Here is a 17,886-nt window from a genome sequence, read left to right on the forward strand (position 1 = left end):
AGCTCGGAAGCGGGCGAGCCACTTGAAAGCGGTTCGCTTCGAGATACCGGCAGCGCTTGCGGCATCGACCAAAGATCACCCCTCTGCACTCACCCGATGGACCAGAAGGAGCCGGCTATGTCGGTTCTTCCGCGCATTCTTGTGGGTGTTGATGACTGCCCCTCACCGCCTTCGGACCATCCAATCAGCCCTACACTCGAGGAGCAATCATCGTAGCATCCACATCTAGAACCTCGACTGGTGCCGCCTCGCCTCACTTCCAAGGGCACTCCCGACACGCCAGAAAGAGCGGCACATGGCAGAGCGCACGCCGGATCCGGCGCGGTCGCCGCAAGACCCGAGAGGCGGTCCACATCGCAGCTCACTTCATCGCGACACAGTCCCAGCCTCGTTGCGATGCGCGAACGGGTGCGCCTGAAGGGCAAGGCGCAGAAGTCCATCCTCATCGCCATCGCCTGTCCGCCACTCGTAATCATCAACGCTATGCTGCGCAACGGCACGCGACTCGCCGCATGACGCATCAACACAGTTACCTCACACAGACACGCTTTCCGCCCGGGGAAGGCAGAGCGTTGTTACGTCAGTGACCCCGTCGGGAACGGCGCTGAGTGAACAACGGCCCAATACGAGGAACCCTACGGCGGGCTCACTCTTACCAATCGGGTTCGAGACGATCGCCACCCAACCGGCTTGCGTGCCAAAAGGCCGACCGCAAAAAAATGTCCTGCGTCCCAGCTTCGAAAGGCTTCGATCGACGTCGCGCCCAATCAGCCGCGTCGGTTTTGGCGCTGGACGAACGGCGACCGGGCTCGAACGGGACTGGCGGTCGGGCCATCTTGCCTGGCCGGATCGACCCGCTCGTTGCCGGCGGACACGTCGCTGACTAGCAACAAAGATGCCTTCCGCTCGCCTGCGGGAGTGCGATGTGCAAAGGCGGTATCTCGGAGAGACACATTGGGCACGGCGCTAAGCGAACAGCGGACCAGTTCGACGGGTCCTCCTTGCCGGGCGCCCCCGCCCCGCCAGGCGGACGGCCCGCACACACTCCGTCCAAAACAAAACGCCCTCCGGCCGGGGGCGGGAGGGCGTTGCGCGACGTCGGTGGCCCTTGGGGCCGCGTCGGGATTAGCGCTGGGCGGTCGGCGCGAGGACCATCACCATCTGGCGGCCTTCGAGCTTCGGCTCGGCCTCCACCTTGGCGATCTCCTGCGTGTCGTCACGCACCTTGTTGAGGAGGTCCATGCCGAGATTCTGGTGCGCCATCTCACGTCCACGGAAGCGCAGGGTCACCTTGACCTTGTCGCCTTCGTCGAAGAACTTGCGAATGGCCTTCATCTTCACGTCATAGTCATGCGTGTCGATGTTCGGGCGCATCTTTATCTCTTTGACCTCGAAGGTCTTTTGTTTCTTGCGCGCCTCGGCGGCCTTCTTCTGCGTCTGGAACTTGAAGCGGCCATAGTCGAGGATCTTGCAGACCGGCGGATCGGAGTTCGGCGCGACTTCGACGAGATCGAGCCCGGCCTCTTCGGCAAGCTGAATCGCCTCGTCGATCGGGATGATCCCCCGATTGGAACCGTCGGCGTCAACGAGCTGGACGCGCGGAACGCGAATTTCCCGGTTGGTGCGGGGGCCTTGCTTCAGGACCGGCGCAGGAGCGCGATGGGGTCGGCGAATGGCAGTGTCTCCACGAATAGTTGGTCTCTCGCCCGCGGCCCCTCAGCATTCGGTGACGGAAACGTCATGCATCAGACCACGGCTCGGTGCTCAATATAGCGCGGAAATGTCATCTTCCAAAAGGGAATGGTAGACGCCGAGCGTTTTTCGCTTCATCGCGTCCAGCGAAAAGTTGGCGTTTGCATGCGCCCGGCCCCGCAGCCCGATCGCATTCAGGCTGTCGTTGGAGGCCTGCAGCGCCTCGAAGAGCGCATCGGCGAGCTCCGGCGCGTTGCTCGCCGGGACGCGCCAGCCGGAGCGCTTGTCGCGCGGCACGTCCGGCGGCGCGAGCACCGTCTCGCGCACGGCGCCGAGGTCCGTCACGATCACCGGCCGGCCCGCCGCCTGCGCCTCCACTGCGGCGCGGCCGAACGCCTCCGCTTCGATCGCGGGCTGCACGCAGAAGGTCGACGCCGCGAGCGCGGCCGGCACGTCGCTCACATGGCCGACGAGGCGCACGCGCTGGCCGAGCCCGAGCGTGCGGATCTTTTCCTCGAGCTTCTGCGTGTAGCCGCTGCGCCCCTGGTCGTCGCCCGCCATCACGCAGACCCAGTTGCGCCCGTGACGCTTCTGGAGGAGGGCGAGCGCGTCGATGAGCACCTCGTGTCCCTTCCACGGCGTCAGCCGCGCGAGGTGGAGGAGGATGCGCTCGCGCGGGTCGATCCGCCAGGTGCGGCGCAGTGCCTCGGCCCGCGCGGAGACATCCTCCTGGAAGGCGGTGAGGTCGATGCCGCGCGGGATCGTCACGATCCGGGATGTCGCGAACGGATGCCGCTTGGCGACCAGGGCGGCGGTGAAGCCGGAATTCGCGATGACGATGTCGCCCCGCGCCATCACCGAATTGTAGCGATTCTTGAGCGCGGTCTTCTCGTTGTAGGCGCCATGATAGGTCGTCACGAAACGCCGGCGCGTCCAGGCGGACGCCCAGAGCGAGGACCAGGCCGGGGCGCGCGAACGGGCGTGGATGATGTCGACGCCCTCGCGCTCCATCAGGGCGGCGAGGCGGCCGGCATTGCGCCGCATGCCGATCGGCCCCTTCGTCGCGACGGGCATCGCCACGTGTTCGGCCCCCGTGTCGCGCAATTCCTCCAGCATTCGCCCGCCTTCGGAGACGACGATCGCCCGGTCGCCCCCCGCGACGAGCGCCGCCGCGATGTCGATCGTGGTCCGCTCGGCACCGCCCGTGCCGAGCTCGGGCACCACCTGAAGGATCGTCATCGGCCGCGCGCTCATGCCCGTCATTCTCTCCCCTTGCCATTGGCGGCCCGGTTCCGCCATCTGCCCCCGATCCTCCACCATATCGAAGAGAAATAGGCCAATGGTTGACGACGCTCCGATTCACATCGCCTCCGGTGGGGCGGATGTCGCCGTGCGGATCACCGAAGGCGCCGACCCGTCGGTCCTGTGGCTCGGCGGCTTCCGGTCCGACATGATCGGCGGAAAGGCGACGGCGCTCGCCGAATGGGGCGCGGACCATGGCCGGCGCGTCGTGCGCTTCGACTATCGCGGGCACGGCGAATCGGGTGCCCGGTTCGAGGATTGCACCCTCTCGGACTGGCTCGCCGACGCCCGTCTCGTCCACGAGACCTATTGCCCCGGCCGCACGATCGCGGTCGGCTCGTCGATGGGCGGGTGGATCGCGCTCCTCATGGCGCGCGCGCTCGCGCGGGAGGGGCGCCCGTTCGCGGGCCTCGTCCTCATCGCCCCTGCGGCCGACTTCACCGAGCGGCTGATGTGGCCGCGCCTGCCCGAGCCCGTGCGCGAGACGATCCTGTCGGAAGGGGTCGCCTATCTGCCTTCCGAATACGGCCCGCCGCTCCCGATCACGCGGCGCCTCTTCGAGGATGGCCGCCAGCACCTCCTCTACGGCGACACGCCGATCGAGACGGGCTGCCCCGTCCACATCCTCCAGGGTGTCGAGGATCCGGACGTGCCTTATGGCCATGTGCTCGAACTCGTCGAGCATCTCGCCCATGACGACGTCGTCCTCACCCTCATCAAGGACGGCGATCACCGCCTGTCGCGCGAGGCGGATCTCGCCCGGATCATCGCGGCGGTCGAGGGCATCACGCGGGACTGAACGGCTCACTGGAAGTTCCTCCCCTTCGGCAGGGCCTGGCGCACATCCTTGCCGCCCCGGCCCGCCCGCGCTGTCCGCGGCGCCGGATCCTCCGCGAACGGCGGATCCGCGGACCGTCCGAGCCGCTCCCCGGCACGGCGATGCGCCTCGATCGCGGCGGCGACGGCCGGATTGTCCCCGAGCGACGCGCCATCGCCCTGCCGCGCCGCCGCCTCGATGAGGCGGGAGAGGCGCTGCAGCGACTTCGGCGCCGCGCGCGGGTCGGCGGCCGGCCGCCTCACCTCGTCCGCCCTGTCGAGCGCGTTCCAGTCCGCGTAAGGCGCGCTGAGGCGCGACAGCAGCGGCGTCCGGTCCTCGAGCCGTTCGGCGACGACGTGGACCACCCCGTCCTCCGCCTGTACGCGCCCCGAGACCTTCACAAAGCGCGCGCCGAGGACGACCTGGCGGTAGGCCTCGAACACCTTCGGCCAGACGATCACGTTCGCGATGCCCGTCTCGTCCTCCACCGTCATGAAGATGACGCCCTTCGCCGAGCCCGGGCGCTGGCGCACGAGGACGAGGCCCGCGACCGAAATCCGGCGCCGGTTCGCGGCGGGACTGACGGTCTCGGCCGCGACGATCCGCTCGCGCGAGAGCGCGGCGCGCACATAAGCCGCCGGATGGGCCTTCAGCGACAAGGAAAGGAAGCGATAGTCGTTGATCACCTCCTCGCCCGGCGGCATGGGGGGTAGCACGGCCGCCGCCTCGCGCCGGAGATCAGCGAGATCGGCCGCGGCGAAGAGCGGCAGCGCCTCCGCGCCCCCGTCCGCCTCGAGCCCGCGCGCGGCCCAGAGCGCATCGCGCCGGGTGAGGCCGATGGAGCCGAACGCGTCCGCATCCGCGAGGCGCTCGATCGTGGCGCGGGAGAGGCCGGCCCGCAGCCACAGATCCCGCACCGAATCGTAACCACGCCCGCGCAGCGCGCACATGCGCCGCATCTCCTCCTCGCGCAGCCCCTTCACCTGGCGCAGGCCAAGCCGCACTGCGCGCCGCGTCCGAATGGTCCCGCGCATCGAGGCATGGTCCGCATGAAGGCGATCGGCGCGCCAGCGGCCGGCCTCGAGCGTGCAGTCCCAGTCGGACTGGTTGATGTCCACCGGCAGCACGTCGACCCCGTGCTGCCGCGCGTCCCGCACGATCTGCGAGGGCGCGTAAAAGCCCATCGGCTGGCTGTTGAGGAGGGCCGCGCAGAAGACGTCCGGATAATAGCATTTCAGCCAGCTCGACGCGTAGACGAGCAGCGCGAAGCTCGCCGCGTGGCTTTCCGGAAAGCCGTACTCGCCGAACCCCTCGATCTGCTTGAAGCAGCGCTCGGCGAAGTCGGCCGTGTAGCCGTTCGCCTGCATCCCGTCGATCATCTTGCGCTGGAAGGTGCCGATCGTCCCGACCTTGCGGAAGGTGGCCATCGCGCGGCGTAGCTGATCCGCCTCGGCCGGGGTGAAGCCCGCCGCCACGATCGCGATGCGCATCGCCTGCTCCTGGAAAAGCGGCACGCCGAGCGTCTTTTCGAGCACCTTGCGCAGCGCCTTCGAGGGGTAGTCTACCTGCTCCTTGCCCTGCCGGCGGCGCAGATAGGGGTGCACCATGTCGCCCTGGATGGGTCCGGGGCGCACGATCGCCACCTCGATCACGAGATCGTAGAAGGTGCGAGGCTTCAGGCGGGGCAGCATCGTCATCTGCGCCCGGCTTTCGATCTGGAAGACGCCGAGCGTGTCGGCGCGGGAGATCATGTCATAGACCGCAGGATCCTCGGCGGGGATCGTCGCGAGGGTGACCGGCCAATGGTCGTACTGGGGAACGCCGGCCTCGCCCTGGGGCGGCTGCGCGACGGCGACGGGCGCGGGCGCCGCGAAGCCGGGTGTCTCGCCCTTCTCCGCCCGGCCACCCGGAAACGGCACGACAATTCCCCGCTCATCCGGGATCTGTGGCGCAGAAGCCCGACCTCCGCCCTCCCCCGCGCTGTCGGGCGGCGCCAACGCCCCTTGGCTCGCCTCCAGGGCAAGCGTCTGCGTGTGCGCGAAGGGGAGCGTGGCGCCGGAAGGATCCGCCGTCCGCCGCGGCTCCGGCGCTTCGCTCGCCTCGCGGCCGGCGTGCTTCTCCCGCCTCGATGCCACCAGAAGGCTCGGCTCGACATCCGCAAGGGGGGCCGGCCGGACCCGGTCCGCAGCCTCCTCGCGCCCGGGCGGATCGAAATCATCGGCATAATTCTCGGCGAGGAAGGCGAGCGCCTTGCGCACGCAGGTCAGCATCCCGAGCGCCAGCACGTCGATTTTCAGGATGCCGAGCGCGTCGATATCGTCCTTGTCCCATTCGATGTTCGTGCGGTCCTCCATCGCCGCCTTTATCACCGGGACCAGCTCGTCGAGCCGGCCGCGGGTGATCACGAACCCGCCCACATGCTGCGACAGGTGCCGGGGAAAGCCTGCGATCTCCTGGGTGAGGTGCATCAGATGGCCGATCCGCGGATCGTCCGGACTGAGGCCGACCCGCTCCGCCTCGCGCGGCCCGACCCCGTCATTCGACCATCCCCAGACGGCCCCCGAGAGGGCCGACACCGCGTCCTCGGAAAAGCCGAGCGCCTTGCCGACCTCACGCGCGGAGGAACGCGAGCGGTAGCTGATCACCGTCGCGGCGAGCCCGGCGCGATCCCGCCCATACTTCTCGTAGATATATTGGATCACCTCCTCGCGCCGCTCGTGCTCGAAATCGATGTCGATGTCGGGGGGCTCGCGCCGCTCTGGCGAGACGAAGCGCTCGAAGAGGAGGTCGGCGCGCGCGGGGTCGACCTCCGTGACCCCGAGACAATAGCAGACCGCCGAATTCGCGGCCGAACCGCGTCCCTGGGCGAGGATTCCCCGCTCCCGCGCGAAGCGCACGATGTCATAGACCGTCACGAAATAGGGAGCGTAGTCGAGCGTTTCGATCAGGTTGAGCTCGTGCGCGATCTGCGCGGCGACGGTCTTCGGAACGCCCGCCGGATATCGCTTGCGCACACCGTCCTCGACGAGGCGGGTCAGCGTCTCGTGCGGGGTGCGGCCGGGATCGGTCGGCTCCTCCGGATATTCGTAGCGCAATTCCTCCAGCGAGAAGCCGATCCGCCCCAGGACGCGCAGCGGCTCTCTCAGCGCCTCCGGAAGCGCGTGGAAGAGGCGGGCCATCTCGCCGGGCGGCTTGATGTGGCGCTCGGCATTCACCGAGAGGAGGCGGCCGGCCGTTTCGACATTGGTGTGCTCGCGGATCGCGGTCAGCACATCCTGAAGGGGCCGGCGCTCGGCCGCGTGATAGAGCGGCATGTTGGTGGCGAGCGGCCTCAGGCGAAGCGCCTCGGCGAGCGCGGCGTGCTGGCGCAGGCGCCGCTCATCGTCCACCCCATAGGGGCGGGTGAGGGCGAGACGCAGCGGCTCGCCGAGATGCGACAGCCCGTCCGCCGCGGCCGCGATGGCCTCCGCCGTCCCCGTCTCGGCCACGAGCGCGAGGGCCATCCCCTCCCCCCATTCGGCGAGATCGGGGAGGCCCAGCCGGCAATCCCCCTTTTCGCCCCGCATATTGCCGATCGTGAGGAGGCGGCACAGCCGGCCATAGGCCGCCCGGTCGACCGGCCAGGCGAGGCAGTCGGGCGTGCCGTCATTGAAGACGAGCCGGCAGCCGACGACGGTCCTGAGACCGAGCTCACGGCCCGCGATGTGCGCCCGCACCACGCCGGCGAGGCTGTTCCGGTCGCACAGGCCGAAGCCCGCCATGCCGAAGGCGGCCGCCGTCACCACGAGTTCCTCCGGGTGCGAGGCCGCTCGCAGAAAGGAGAAATTGCTCATGGCGGCGAGCTCGAGAAAGGCGGTGTCGAGGCCCTCGCTCATGCGAACAATCCGTGCATGAACCACTGCGGACGCGGGGCGCCGTCCCCATAAAGACCCCGGCGGAACATCCAGAAGCGCCGGCCCGCCTCATCCTCGACGCGAAAATAGTCGCACGTTTCACCATTCCCGCCTTGCCACCATTTCGCCGCAATTCGCTCGGGCCCCTCCGCCGCGGCGACCCGATATGGCACTCGCCGCCAGACGAAGCGGATGGGTGGACCGTCGGGCACGCTCGCGAGCGTCTCCACCGGCTCGGGCGGGTCGAACAGCCGGATCGGCCGGCCCGGCGGGCGTTCGAGCGCCGGAACGCCCGCCCTCCCGATTGCCTCCTCCCGGCGATCGAATGCCCCTTGCGCCGGCTCCGGCCAGGTCACCTCGCGAACGGTTGTGGCGGCTGGTCTCCATGCGGCGGCCTCGCCCGGCTGATGCGTGTCGGCCCGCACGAAGCGGCGGACCGCGTCCTCTCCCAGCCGCTCAGTGAGCGTGTCGATCAGGCGGGCAAGGTCCGACAGCGCCTCCGAACCGTCGAGATCGGCCTGTCGGGCCTCGAGCAGCGCCGTCTCCTCGCCAGCGAGGCGGATGAGGTCGATCCCGCTCTCGTTCTCGATGCGCTCTGAGAGGCGTTCTAGCCGGGGGCAGAGCAGCCGGACCATCCGCGCGGCGGCACACAAGGGCATGCTCGCCCCCACCACGACGTCATGCACCATCCCGTTCGCATGGAAGAGGCGCAGCCGGAGGCGCCGCGCGCCCTCCCCCTTCGCCTCGAGCGCCTCCGACAGCTGGATCGCGAGCTTCTCCAGCGTCCCGATCACCGCCTCGATCTGCATGAGGGGCTCGGCGAAGGCGCGCTCCACGACGAAGCGCGGCGGCTGGGACAGCGGCGTGATCGGCTCGCCCTGCCGCCCTTCCGCCTGCTCCATCCGCATGGCGAGAAGCGGGCCGAAGCGGTGGACGAGGGGCCTGCGCGGCTGGGACCGAAGTTGCAAAACGCTCTTCAACCCAAGCCGCCGCAACACCGCGACGGTCTCGGCCGGGATGCGCAGCGCCTCGATCGGCAAGGGATCGAGCACCGCCTGCTCCGCTCCCGGCGGCACGATTCCGCCTTCGCCATAGCGGGCGACGGCCCAAGCGATGGTGGGATTGTCGCCGATCGCCGCCCGCGCCTCGACGCCCCATGCGCGAAGGCGCACCAGAATGTCGCGCAGCAGGCCTCTCTCCCCCCCGAAGAGATGCGCGCATCCGCTGATGTCGAGAAAGAGCCCTTGCGGGGCATCGAGCCCCACGAACGGCGTGTATCGATCGGCCGCCCGGGCGATCGAGAGCAAGAGCGCACGGTCGGCCTCCGGGTCCGCGGCCTCCACCCGCAGCGACGGGATCTGGGCGCGCGCCTCGGCAAGAGAGAGTCCCGCCGACAGGCCCGCCTCCTTCGCAACGCGGTCGACGGCATCGAGAACCAGCGCACCGTTCACCTTCATCACCGTCGCCCATGGCGGCGGCTTCGCTCCCCCTGGCCCGCTCCGAACCTCCCCGCGTTCGCGCGCCAGACGGTCCGTGGCAAGGAACGGCATCCACAGATGCAGAACACGCCGCGAGGGCCGCTGATCCCCCACCCTCTTCATCGGACGCGGCCGCCGCGCAGACGAGCCTGCGGGAAATCCAAAACGACACGTTCCGATTTATTCACTTTTTGTTCTTTTCTTAACAATGTCTGACTTAGTCTTGCCTCCACGAACCCCCCTGTCCGCCACGAGAAGCCGACCCGTTGCGCGCCGCACCGTCCGCGCCGGTTCTTCATCAACGCCGCAACCCACTCAGGATCTCCAAGCAAACTGGCGAAAAGCGGCTGTGGCTCGCTCTTCGCAGGCTCGATATTCCAATGGGTCCGCGCCGCCGTGTGGCCCGGTCGCCCGATCCCGACCCAATAGACGGGCACCCCGCTTTGTTCGCTCCGCAGCGCGATACGTCGCGTCGCGGTCAGGTCCAGCGCGCGCAGATCCCCGATCTCGGCGACCACGGCCCCGACAGCGCTTGAGCCAAGCGCCTCCTCGACCGCCCAGATCGCGTGGTTCTGGCCGTCAGGAAGAACGCTGATCCAGTCGTTCGGAGACCCGCCCATCTCCTCAACGCCCGGACCATAGATCTGCCCCCATTCTTTCGGCCCACTCCGCTGAACCCAGACGATGCGCCTCGATTTCAGCGCGGCGTGCAGCAGAAGAAAGGACACGAACCCGGAGGTGGCCCCAATCTTCGACGTCGAGTCCGAATAAAAGAGATGCGTGCCCGAGCGCATATCTTGGTTCAGAATATCGACGATCGAGCTCGGTCGGACGGCGTCGCCCGCACCGCCCCCAAGAGCGACCAGGGACGAGCCTAGACTCGCCTTCAACCTTTCGAATTGAAGCGACCGCAAGCGGGCATCCAGGCCAGACATCGCGAACCATTGGTTAATGTTCCACTTCTATTCCGAACATAGATGGAACATTTAGGCTTGTCAAGGCGTCAATTGCAATCTATAGGTGAGCTATGGGCTCGAATCAATCATGACAGGAGGGCGCCATTCTCAGTCAATCGATCGCGACGCTCGCACGCTGCGTCCAGCGCCTCCTAGAGATTGCGAAGGACCGAAGCCGGCTGCTCGCCGAGCGCTCGCCAGGTGCCGACGAGCCCGAGACCGACCGTCACGGCGATGCCGATCACCACGGCCGACAAGGCCGACACCGGCAGCCAGACGAACTCGATCTCCATCAGGCCGATGGCGATGAAAAACGCAGCGAGCGAGCCCGCGGCCACCCCGAACACCGCCGCCGCGAACCCGAGGAGCGAGTATTCCAAGGCATACGCCGCGAGCAGCGTCGCCCGCCGCGCACCGAGCGTCTTCAAGATCACCGCGTCGTAGATGCGGCTGCGATGGCTCGCCGCGAGCGTCCCCGCGAGGACCAGCATCGAGGAGAACAACGTCACCGCCGCGGCCGCGCGGATCGCCAATGTGAGGTCGCCGACGATCCCGTTCACGGTCTCGAGCGCGTCCTTCACGCGGATGCTCGTCACCGTGGGAAAGCGGTCGGTCACGTCCTTGAGGAGGGCGATCTCCTCCGCCGCGCTCCCCCCGTTCGGGAAAGCGAGGGTCGCCAGATGGGCGTGCGGCGCGCCGGCGAAGACGTTGGGCGAGAAGATCATCACGAAGTTGATCGACAGCGTCTCCCACTCGACGGTGCGCAGGTTGCTGATCGTCGCATCCACCTCCCGGCCGAGCACGTTCACCCGCACGACATCGCCGATGCCGACACCAAGCTCGCGCGCGAGATCGGCCGCGAACGAGACCTCGTTCCGCGCCGGCCCCTCCTGCGGCCACCATTTCCCCTCCACCACGGTGCTGCCCTGCGGCGGAGCGGCACCGTAGGTGATGCCGCGATCCCCCCGCAGCACCCAGGAGGCCTCCGTCTCGGGCCAATCCTGCGCCGCCGTGCCGTTGATCGAGACGATCCGCCCCCGCAGCATCGGCTGGGACTCGACCGTCGCGCTCGGCGCTTTCTCTCGCAGAAAGTCGACGAACGCGTCCCGTTCCCGATCCTGGATATCGACGAAGAAGAAGCTCGGCGCCTGCGCGGGGAGGCGCGAGGTGAGCGTCATGCGCAGATTGCCGTCGATCAGCGAGAGCGTGACGAGGAGGGTGAGGCTCAGCCCAAGCGACAGGATCACCGTCGGCGTCAATGCCCCGCGGCGATGGATGTTGGCGACCGCCATCCGCACGATGGTCGAGCGGCTGCGAGGCATCCGCCGCGCCACGAACGCAGTGAGCATCGCCACGGCGCGCAGCAGCACGAAGATCACCCCGGCCGCCACCACATAGATCGAGGCAAGCATCCGGTCATACGCGGCGAGCACCGCGACCGCGACGAGGAGGCCGCCGACAGCCGCCGTTCCGATCAGAAACGGGCGCCGCCCGACCTCGGCACGCTCGTCGAGATCATCCCGGAAGAGAGCGATGGGGCGGATGCCGTAGGCGCGGCCGAGCGGCCAGAGCGCGAAGGCCAGCGCCGTCAGGAGACCATAGAGAGAGGCAAGGAGAAGGGCGCCCGGAAAGAGCGAGAACAGCGCCGACACCGGCAGGAGGTTGGCGAGGAACACCGCGGCAATCGGGGGCACCGCCGCACCGAGCAGGATCCCGAATCCGATCCCGATCGCGGCGAGCAAAAGGATCTGGAGGAGATAGACCTCGACGACGAAGCGCGAGGTGGCGCCGAGCGAGCGCATCGTGGCGATGCTGGACCGCTTGCGCGCCAGATAGGCGCGCACCGCGTTCGCGACCCCGACGCCGCCGACCGCGAGCGAGGTAAGCCCGACGAGGGTCAGGAACTGGGCGAACTGATCGACCGACCGTCGCAACCCCGGCGCCGCGTCGGCGCGGGTCTCGATGCGCCATCCCGCCGCCGGGAAGGCGGTGTTCGCCTCATTGACGATCCGCTCGATCGTGCCGTCGTCGAATGGCCCGGTTGGGCCCGCGAGACGATACCGCCAGCGCACGAGGCTTCCGGTCGTGACAAGTCCCGAATCCTCGAGCGCCTCAATCGGCAGCATCACGCGGGGACCGAAGGCGATGCCACCCGACAGCTTGTCCGGCTCGCGCTCGATCACGTCGGCGATCTCGACCGTGAGGCGACCGAGCGAGAACCGGTCGCCGACGGCAAGGTTCGCCGTCGCGAGGAGGCTGTCGTCGACAACGACAGGGACTGCGCCCTCCACAGCGGCAAAGGCGTCGCCGAGGCTCCGGCCGGATCGCAGCGCAAGCGTGCCATAGAGCGGATAGACGCCGTCGACGCCCTTCAGCTCGACGAGGCTCTGGCGGCCGGCCTCAGGCCTCGCCATCGCGCGCAAGGTCGCAACGGTGGAGACCTTGGCGCGATCCTTCAGGAAGGCGAGTTCACCGGCGTTCGCCTGGCGATGGATGAGCGAGATGGAGAGATCGCCGCCGAGGATGGACTGCCCTTCGCCGGAGATGCTCGCGGCGAAACCCGACGCGAGCGAGTTCACCGCCGCGATCGTACCCGTTCCAAGGGCGATGCATGCGATGAAGACATAGAAGCCGCGCAAGCCACCGCGCATCTCCCGGAGCGCGAAGCGGAGTGCGAGCGGGAGGCGCAGGCGCGCCCGCCACCCCAACTCGCTCGCGCGGAGCGAATCCGCACTCGTCATCGAGCGGCCGCCATCGTCTCTTCGGCAAAGACCTGGCCGTCTCGAACGCGCACGAGGTCGTCGCACCGCTCGGCAAGGCGCCGGTCGTGCGTCACGAGGACGAGCGTCTGTCGACGGGTCGCCTGGGCGCCGAACATCAGGTCGATGATGTCCCTGCCGGTCGCCTCGTCGAGATTGCCGGTCGGCTCGTCGGCAAGCATCACCGCCGGTTTCGGCGCCAGCGCCCGCGCAATCGCGACGCGCTGCTGCTCTCCGCCCGAAAGCTGGCTCGGATAGTGGTGCGCGCGCGGCTTGAGACCGACGGCGTCGAGTTCGTGGAGGGCGATGTCGCCGGCGTCGCGAAGGCCCGCGAGTTCCAGCGGAACCGCGACATTCTCGAGGGCCGTCATGGTCGGGATGAGATGGAAGGATTGGAAAATGATGCCGATCGCCCCGCCACGAAACGCAGTCAGACGATCTTCGCTCATGGCCGTCAGCTCTTGCCCGGCGACATGCACGGTCCCCGAATCGGGACGCTCCAGCCCGCCAAGGACCATCAGCAGGGTCGACTTGCCCGAGCCCGATGGCCCGACGATCCCGAGCGACGTTCCCTCGCGCACGGCAAGATCGACACCTTTCAGGATCGGGACCGCGACTGGTCCCCGCCCGAGCGTCAAATGCACGTCCCTGACGTCGATCGTGTTGCCGTGCGTCATGCCCGTCACCTCGCCGCTGCCGCCCCAAGCCGCGTCATGCGCACATCCTCCCCTGCAAGGCGGCAGGGCGTCCGGTCCGACGCAGGCAGGACAAACATAGTGAAGGATGCGGGCATGCAAGGCCGATATCCGATGGCCGTGACAATTCGGCCCGCGGTGCGCGGCAGTGGACGACGGCGGCTCATGGCTCGCTCGTCGAGATCGCGACGACGCGCGCATGCGTCCGTGCAGCAGTCGCGCATGTTCGGCGGGTTAAGCACGCGTGGCGCGGGTGCGCTCCAATGCCTTGGTGTTCTCGCAGCAATGCTGACATTTGGGTTGACCGCGATCATTCGGCGGACCGCCCTGGGTGCTGTGCGCCATGCCGCAATTCCGGTAGTCGGCCGGCTTGCGCGAAGGCGCCGATCGCCACCGCGGCAACCGGCAGCCCGCCCCACACCAGCGTGTTGGCAAGGGGGTGACCCAAGCACGACTGTGGATGCGGCAAGGTGTGGCGCGAAGGTCACGGGTTCGCATTGGTGCATGGGCGGCGGTTGTGCTCACGGCGGCGATCGTTCACAAGACCAAAGTCGCGTGTGGAGTGAGGGACGCAGCAGCCATGTTGAGCCGTATCGTCTCGGCGATTGCTTTGGTTTTGGCCACCGTCGGCGGTTCGTTCGCCGCGGACCTTTCCGCCGAGCCCGTCTCCGTGCAGGAGACCCGCCGCTGCAACGCCTTCACCAATTTCTGGCTCTTTGGTGATCCCACCGTCTGCGATGGCGACCGCTTGGCGCCGGCCTGCGATTCCAACTCGGTCGTCACCGCCGCGATGCGCTTCGCGAACCGCGCGGAGGCCGTCTATCGCATCCCGCGCGTGACCGAGTTCGTCGCGCAGGGCGAGGTGCCGCAGACGGTCTACAATCCGAGCCCGCTTGTGCGACGCTACTGCATGGGCACCGCGACGCTCGACACCGGCGTCCAGACCACCGCCTACTATTTCCTCGAAGAGGATTCGGGCTTCGTCGGCTTCGGCTGGAAGGTCTATGTCTGCCTCGACGGATACGATTCCTGGCGTGTGTACGACGGCCGCTGCCGCATCGCGCGCCCGGCGACGGTGAACTGAGCCCCTCCCGCCTCAAATTTCCCGCGGTTCGCACGCATGACGGCGAACCGGTGCGCCCCATGCACTCGCGTCGTCGTGCCTTGATCCGTTGGTCCGTTCGGGAATGGTCGCAAGGCGCTATCCGGGAGCAGAGCTTGGTGCTTGCGCTCGCCATTGCCGCAATGCTTGGCGGGCCCGTGGCGGCGCAACCGCGCGACATTCTCCCCGAGGATGTCGAACACTACGTCCTCGCCCTCTCCTGGTCCCCGTCTTTCTGCGAGACGCAGAGCGGCAACGCCGAGCGCCTTCAGTGCGGACGCGAGGCCGACTTCCATTTCGTGGTGCACGGCCTGTGGCCGAACACTGACGACGATTCACCGAGCTTCTGCCGTTCCCGCGCCCGCGACCCGAGCCGGCGCGAGGTCGACGGGATGCTCGACATCATGCCGAGTCCCGGGCTCGTGCGGCACCAATGGCGCAAGCACGGCCGTTGCTCCGGCCTTTCGGCGCGGGACTATTTCGCCCTTGTGCGCGGGGCGTATGAGCGCGTCGCGATCCCGCCCGGCCTCACGTCGCTGAAAAAGGACATAGATGTTCGCCCCGAGGTGCTGCGCGCAGCATTCCGGCAGGCGAACCCGGGCCTCCGCGACGACGGCATCTATGTGCGCTGCGAGCGGCGGCAACTCGTCGAGGTGCGGATCTGCCTCGACCCTGATCTCAACTTCCAGTCCTGCCCCAATGTGCGCCGCAGCCGCTGCCGTGCCGACCTCATCGACGTCCCGGCGCCCGACTAGGCTCTGGCTGGGTCTATAAATCGGATTCCCCTGAGGGATTAAACCCCTCGAAAGAGGAGGTTTGAAATGGGTCGTCACGATCTCAGTGATGCGGAGTGGGCGGTGATCGCTCCGCTGTTGCCGATCAAGTCGCGGGGTGTGCCTCGGATCGACGATCGACGGGTGACCAACGGCAACCTGTGGCGCTTCCGCGCCGGCACGCCGTGGCGTGACGCTCCGGACTGCTATGGCCCGAGGACGACGCTGTATAAGCGCTTCGTTCGCTGGCGTGAGGCGTGGATAGAGGACCGCATACTCTCTGCGATTTCAGAAGCTTATGACGGGGATATCGTCATGATCGATTCCTCGTGCGTGCGCGTCCATCAGCATGGCGCGGCGGCAAAAAGGGGGATCGGGACCATGGCCGCGTGGGACGCTCCCGGGGCGGGCTGACGACGAAGATCCATGCGCTCGTCGATGCCCAGGGACGCCCGACACACCTCGCCCTCACACCGGGCCAAGCCGGTGATGCACCGGCTGCAACGGACCTCCTGAGCGATGTGGGGCATGGTGTGATCCTGATTGCGGATCGTGCGTATGACACCAAGGCCATCCGCAGCTGCGCCACCGAACGCGGTTTCTAGGCGAACATCCCGCCCCGCCGGATCCGCAAGGGCACGTTCGCGTTCAGCTCGTTCGTTTATCGGCAGCCCAATCTCGTCGAGCGGTTCTTCAATCGAATCAAGCCGTTCCGTGGACTTGCCACCCGCTAGGATCGCCTTCTCGAGAACTTCCTCGCCGCCCTGACACTTGCCTCGATTTGAATCTGGATCAATGCGAAATGTGTCCACTGCCTTGAATGTGAGCAGCATTTCGCCTTGGCGCAGCGCGTGCCGTCGGATGGCTGAATTGCAGACTTCTTCCAGCCGTGATGGCAAGAGCTGGTCAGGTGGCGACCTGATCGACGCGGCCTGAACCAACCACCCAAGAATGTGGGCAAGCCGGGATATGCAGCAGGGCTCGCATCGTCGAACGTGGCTTCCGTTCAATCGCGGCGCACTGCGGCCCGACGCCGGGGATCGTCGAGGGGCGCCGGCAAGCGTCCGCGAGGTCGGGATCGGCGGCGATCACCGTCTGCACCCCCTGGTCGAGCGCCGCGATCTACCACTTCAACAGCAGAAGGTGCTGGCCGGCGAGGCGACGGCAGAGCCCGTCCGCCTCACCCGCCATGCGGTTGATCGTCGTCGTGCGGTCGGCGATCAGCCTGGAACGCGCCGCCAGTAGCGCGCGCAATCGCAGCCGCGGCGGACTGGCGAGCGGGGTCGGTGCAAGATCGAGCGCCGCGCCCATCCGGCCGAGCGCACGGGCGTCGGCCCGATCGGTCTTCGCGAAACCGCCGGCCGCCTCGGCGAACTGACGGGCACGCCGCGGGTTCACCTTGACCCCGGCGATCCCGGCCCGATCGAGCGCAGCCTCGAGGGCGAAGTGAAAGTGTCCCGTCGGCTCGAACACGACTTTTGTCACCTTCGCTTTGCGCCCACTGCGAAGCAAGACGCGAAGGCCCGCGGCGTCGTTCGTCACGCGAACGAACCTCGCCGCCGGGATGGAAGGCGAGGTCCAGGAAGGCTTTGGAGATGTCGACGCCGGCGACACGGGTGTTATCCTCGGTCACTCTTCGATCCTCTGCCAGATCATCCCGCGCTCGCTCGAGCGCGGAAAACATGATCGAGCTCTTTGATGGCGAGCGGCTTTTTCTCGCTCTATTGGTTCCAATAGAGCGAGAGCCGCTCTTGTGGGTCCGGGCTGGTTGCCCCGGTATCCGTTCAGGTTTCGAGGAGATGAGAGACGCGATCCAACATCGCTCCGGCCTTCGAGGGACCAGCGCGGGTTCGATCCGTCCTCTCCGGCTGCCGGTGGTGGCGACCGCCGGCAGCGGCCCCATCCTGACGATCGCGCCGACCGCGATTTAGACACAAGGGGAGATCTCAGGCTGTGGGTCGTGTGGGCGATCGACACCGGTCTGTCGACTCGGGGGGCCAACCGCCGGTTCGCCATCGGGATCTCGACAGCCTGCGCGCGGCCTCGCGACCCACAAGGTCCAGGGCGTGCGCCAGGCGATTGAAGCGGCCGGCGCGAGTCTCCTCCACCTTCCGCCCAATTCTCCGGATTCCGACCCGATCGAGAAGGCCTTCGCCAAGCTCAAAGCGCTTTTGCGCAAGGTCGCGGCTCGGGCCGGTGATGTTCTCCGGCCGCCATGACAGAGGCCTTCGACGCCTTCACCCCAGACGGATGCCGCAACCTCTTCGCTGCCTGAGGCGACGAGTGCGATTCGGTTATATCCGCTCTAGTTTCGGGGCGTACCAGCCGGACGGCCTAGACCAGAGCGCATCGGCTATCGTTGGCCCGAGGTGGTTGCATCGTCGCCTCTTGCCGATCGCCGGGACGTCTGAGCTCGGAA

The 17,886-nt window shown here is 67.7% G+C and carries 11 protein-coding genes and 3 pseudogenes; 5 read left to right on the top strand and 9 right to left on the bottom strand.

What is annotated here, in order from left to right:
• The 3 genes and pseudogenes from DBV35_RS31065 to DBV35_RS12700 form a co-directional block, all read right to left on the bottom strand.
• Positions 1 to 153, bottom strand: a pseudogene (locus DBV35_RS31065) (leucine zipper domain-containing protein); the annotation flags it as partial.
• Between the two features lie 972 nt (positions 154 to 1,125).
• Positions 1,126 to 1,674: a translation initiation factor IF-3 gene (infC, locus tag DBV35_RS12695; RefSeq protein ID WP_108660714.1), complete on the bottom strand. Its 549-nt coding sequence runs from the start codon at positions 1,672 to 1,674 to the stop codon at positions 1,126 to 1,128.
• Positions 1,675 to 1,764: 90 nt separating this feature from the next.
• Positions 1,765 to 2,946, bottom strand: coding sequence for a glycosyltransferase family 4 protein (locus DBV35_RS12700; RefSeq protein ID WP_245943945.1), 1,182 nt, complete (start codon positions 2,944 to 2,946; stop codon positions 1,765 to 1,767).
• Positions 2,947 to 3,031: 85 nt separating this feature from the next.
• Between DBV35_RS12700 and DBV35_RS12705 the strand changes: the two genes are divergently transcribed.
• Positions 3,032 to 3,793 carry an alpha/beta hydrolase gene (locus DBV35_RS12705; RefSeq protein WP_108660716.1) on the top strand — a complete coding sequence of 254 codons (762 nt, stop codon included), beginning with the start codon at positions 3,032 to 3,034 and terminating at the stop codon, positions 3,791 to 3,793.
• A 5-nt stretch (positions 3,794 to 3,798) separates the two neighbouring features.
• Here DBV35_RS12705 and DBV35_RS31070 read toward each other — a convergent pair whose 3' ends face one another.
• From DBV35_RS31070 to DBV35_RS12730, 5 genes are all read right to left on the bottom strand, one after another.
• Entirely contained in the window at positions 3,799 to 7,686 is a 3,888-nt protein-coding gene (locus DBV35_RS31070) for a helix-hairpin-helix domain-containing protein (protein ID WP_245943946.1), read from the bottom strand.
• Complete coding sequence (locus DBV35_RS12715) at positions 7,683 to 9,305, bottom strand: Y-family DNA polymerase (RefSeq protein WP_157961713.1); 1,623 nt, start codon at positions 9,303 to 9,305, stop codon at positions 7,683 to 7,685. The genes DBV35_RS31070 and DBV35_RS12715 overlap by 4 nt, the downstream gene beginning before the upstream one ends.
• Positions 9,302 to 10,117 (bottom strand): hypothetical protein, encoded by an 816-nt coding sequence (locus tag DBV35_RS12720; RefSeq protein ID WP_108660718.1) that lies wholly within the window; start codon positions 10,115 to 10,117, stop codon positions 9,302 to 9,304. The genes DBV35_RS12715 and DBV35_RS12720 overlap by 4 nt, the downstream gene beginning before the upstream one ends.
• A 173-nt stretch (positions 10,118 to 10,290) precedes the next feature.
• Entirely contained in the window at positions 10,291 to 12,879 is a 2,589-nt protein-coding gene (locus DBV35_RS12725) for an ABC transporter permease (protein WP_108660719.1), read from the bottom strand.
• A complete protein-coding gene (locus DBV35_RS12730) occupies positions 12,876 to 13,574 on the bottom strand; it encodes an ABC transporter ATP-binding protein (protein WP_108660720.1) in 699 nt (232 codons plus the stop codon). Before DBV35_RS12730 ends, DBV35_RS12725 begins: the two co-directional genes overlap by 4 nt.
• 598 nt (positions 13,575 to 14,172) lie before the next feature.
• Here DBV35_RS12730 and DBV35_RS31075 point away from each other — a divergent pair.
• The 3 genes and pseudogenes from DBV35_RS31075 to DBV35_RS12745 all read left to right on the top strand — a co-directional run.
• The gene (locus DBV35_RS31075; RefSeq protein ID WP_245943947.1) at positions 14,173 to 14,676 is read left to right on the top strand and encodes a hypothetical protein; all 504 of its coding nucleotides are present in this window, start codon (positions 14,173 to 14,175) and stop codon (positions 14,674 to 14,676) included.
• A gap of 59 nt (positions 14,677 to 14,735) precedes the next feature.
• Positions 14,736 to 15,449, top strand: a complete 714-nt coding sequence (locus tag DBV35_RS12740; RefSeq protein WP_108660721.1) for a ribonuclease T2 family protein — start codon at positions 14,736 to 14,738, stop codon at positions 15,447 to 15,449.
• Between the two features lie 66 nt (positions 15,450 to 15,515).
• Positions 15,516 to 16,198, top strand: a pseudogene (locus tag DBV35_RS12745) (IS5 family transposase); the annotation flags it as partial.
• Positions 16,199 to 16,589: 391 nt separating this feature from the next.
• On the opposite strand, the gene DBV35_RS12750 reads toward DBV35_RS12745, so the two are convergent.
• Positions 16,590 to 17,009 (bottom strand): IS110 family transposase, encoded by a 420-nt coding sequence (locus DBV35_RS12750; RefSeq protein WP_157961714.1) that lies wholly within the window; start codon positions 17,007 to 17,009, stop codon positions 16,590 to 16,592.
• A gap of 500 nt (positions 17,010 to 17,509) precedes the next feature.
• Between DBV35_RS12750 and DBV35_RS30210 the strand changes: the two are divergent.
• A pseudogene (locus DBV35_RS30210) lies at positions 17,510 to 17,742 on the top strand (transposase); the annotation flags it as partial.
• Positions 17,743 to 17,886: the final 144 nt, after the last annotated feature.

The organism is Acuticoccus kandeliae, from assembly GCF_003073115.1.

Excerpts from the sequence above, each read along its gene's own strand:
- DBV35_RS12705 (WP_108660716.1), top strand. The coding sequence starts at position 3,032 with ATGGTTGACGACGCTCCGATTCACATCGCCTCCGGTGGGGCGGATGTC.
- DBV35_RS31070 (WP_245943946.1), bottom strand. The coding sequence starts at position 7,686 with ATGAGCGAGGGCCTCGACACCGCCTTTCTCGAGCTCGCCGCCATGAGC.
- DBV35_RS12725 (WP_108660719.1), bottom strand. The coding sequence starts at position 12,879 with ATGACGAGTGCGGATTCGCTCCGCGCGAGCGAGTTGGGGTGGCGGGCG.
- DBV35_RS12740 (WP_108660721.1), top strand. The coding sequence starts at position 14,736 with ATGCACTCGCGTCGTCGTGCCTTGATCCGTTGGTCCGTTCGGGAATGG.
- DBV35_RS12700 (WP_245943945.1), bottom strand. The coding sequence starts at position 2,946 with ATGAGCGCGCGGCCGATGACGATCCTTCAGGTGGTGCCCGAGCTCGGC.
- DBV35_RS12720 (WP_108660718.1), bottom strand. The coding sequence starts at position 10,117 with ATGTCTGGCCTGGATGCCCGCTTGCGGTCGCTTCAATTCGAAAGGTTG.
- DBV35_RS12730 (WP_108660720.1), bottom strand. The coding sequence starts at position 13,574 with ATGACGCACGGCAACACGATCGACGTCAGGGACGTGCATTTGACGCTC.
- DBV35_RS12715 (WP_157961713.1), bottom strand. The coding sequence starts at position 9,305 with ATGAAGAGGGTGGGGGATCAGCGGCCCTCGCGGCGTGTTCTGCATCTG.
- DBV35_RS31075 (WP_245943947.1), top strand. The coding sequence starts at position 14,173 with ATGTTGAGCCGTATCGTCTCGGCGATTGCTTTGGTTTTGGCCACCGTC.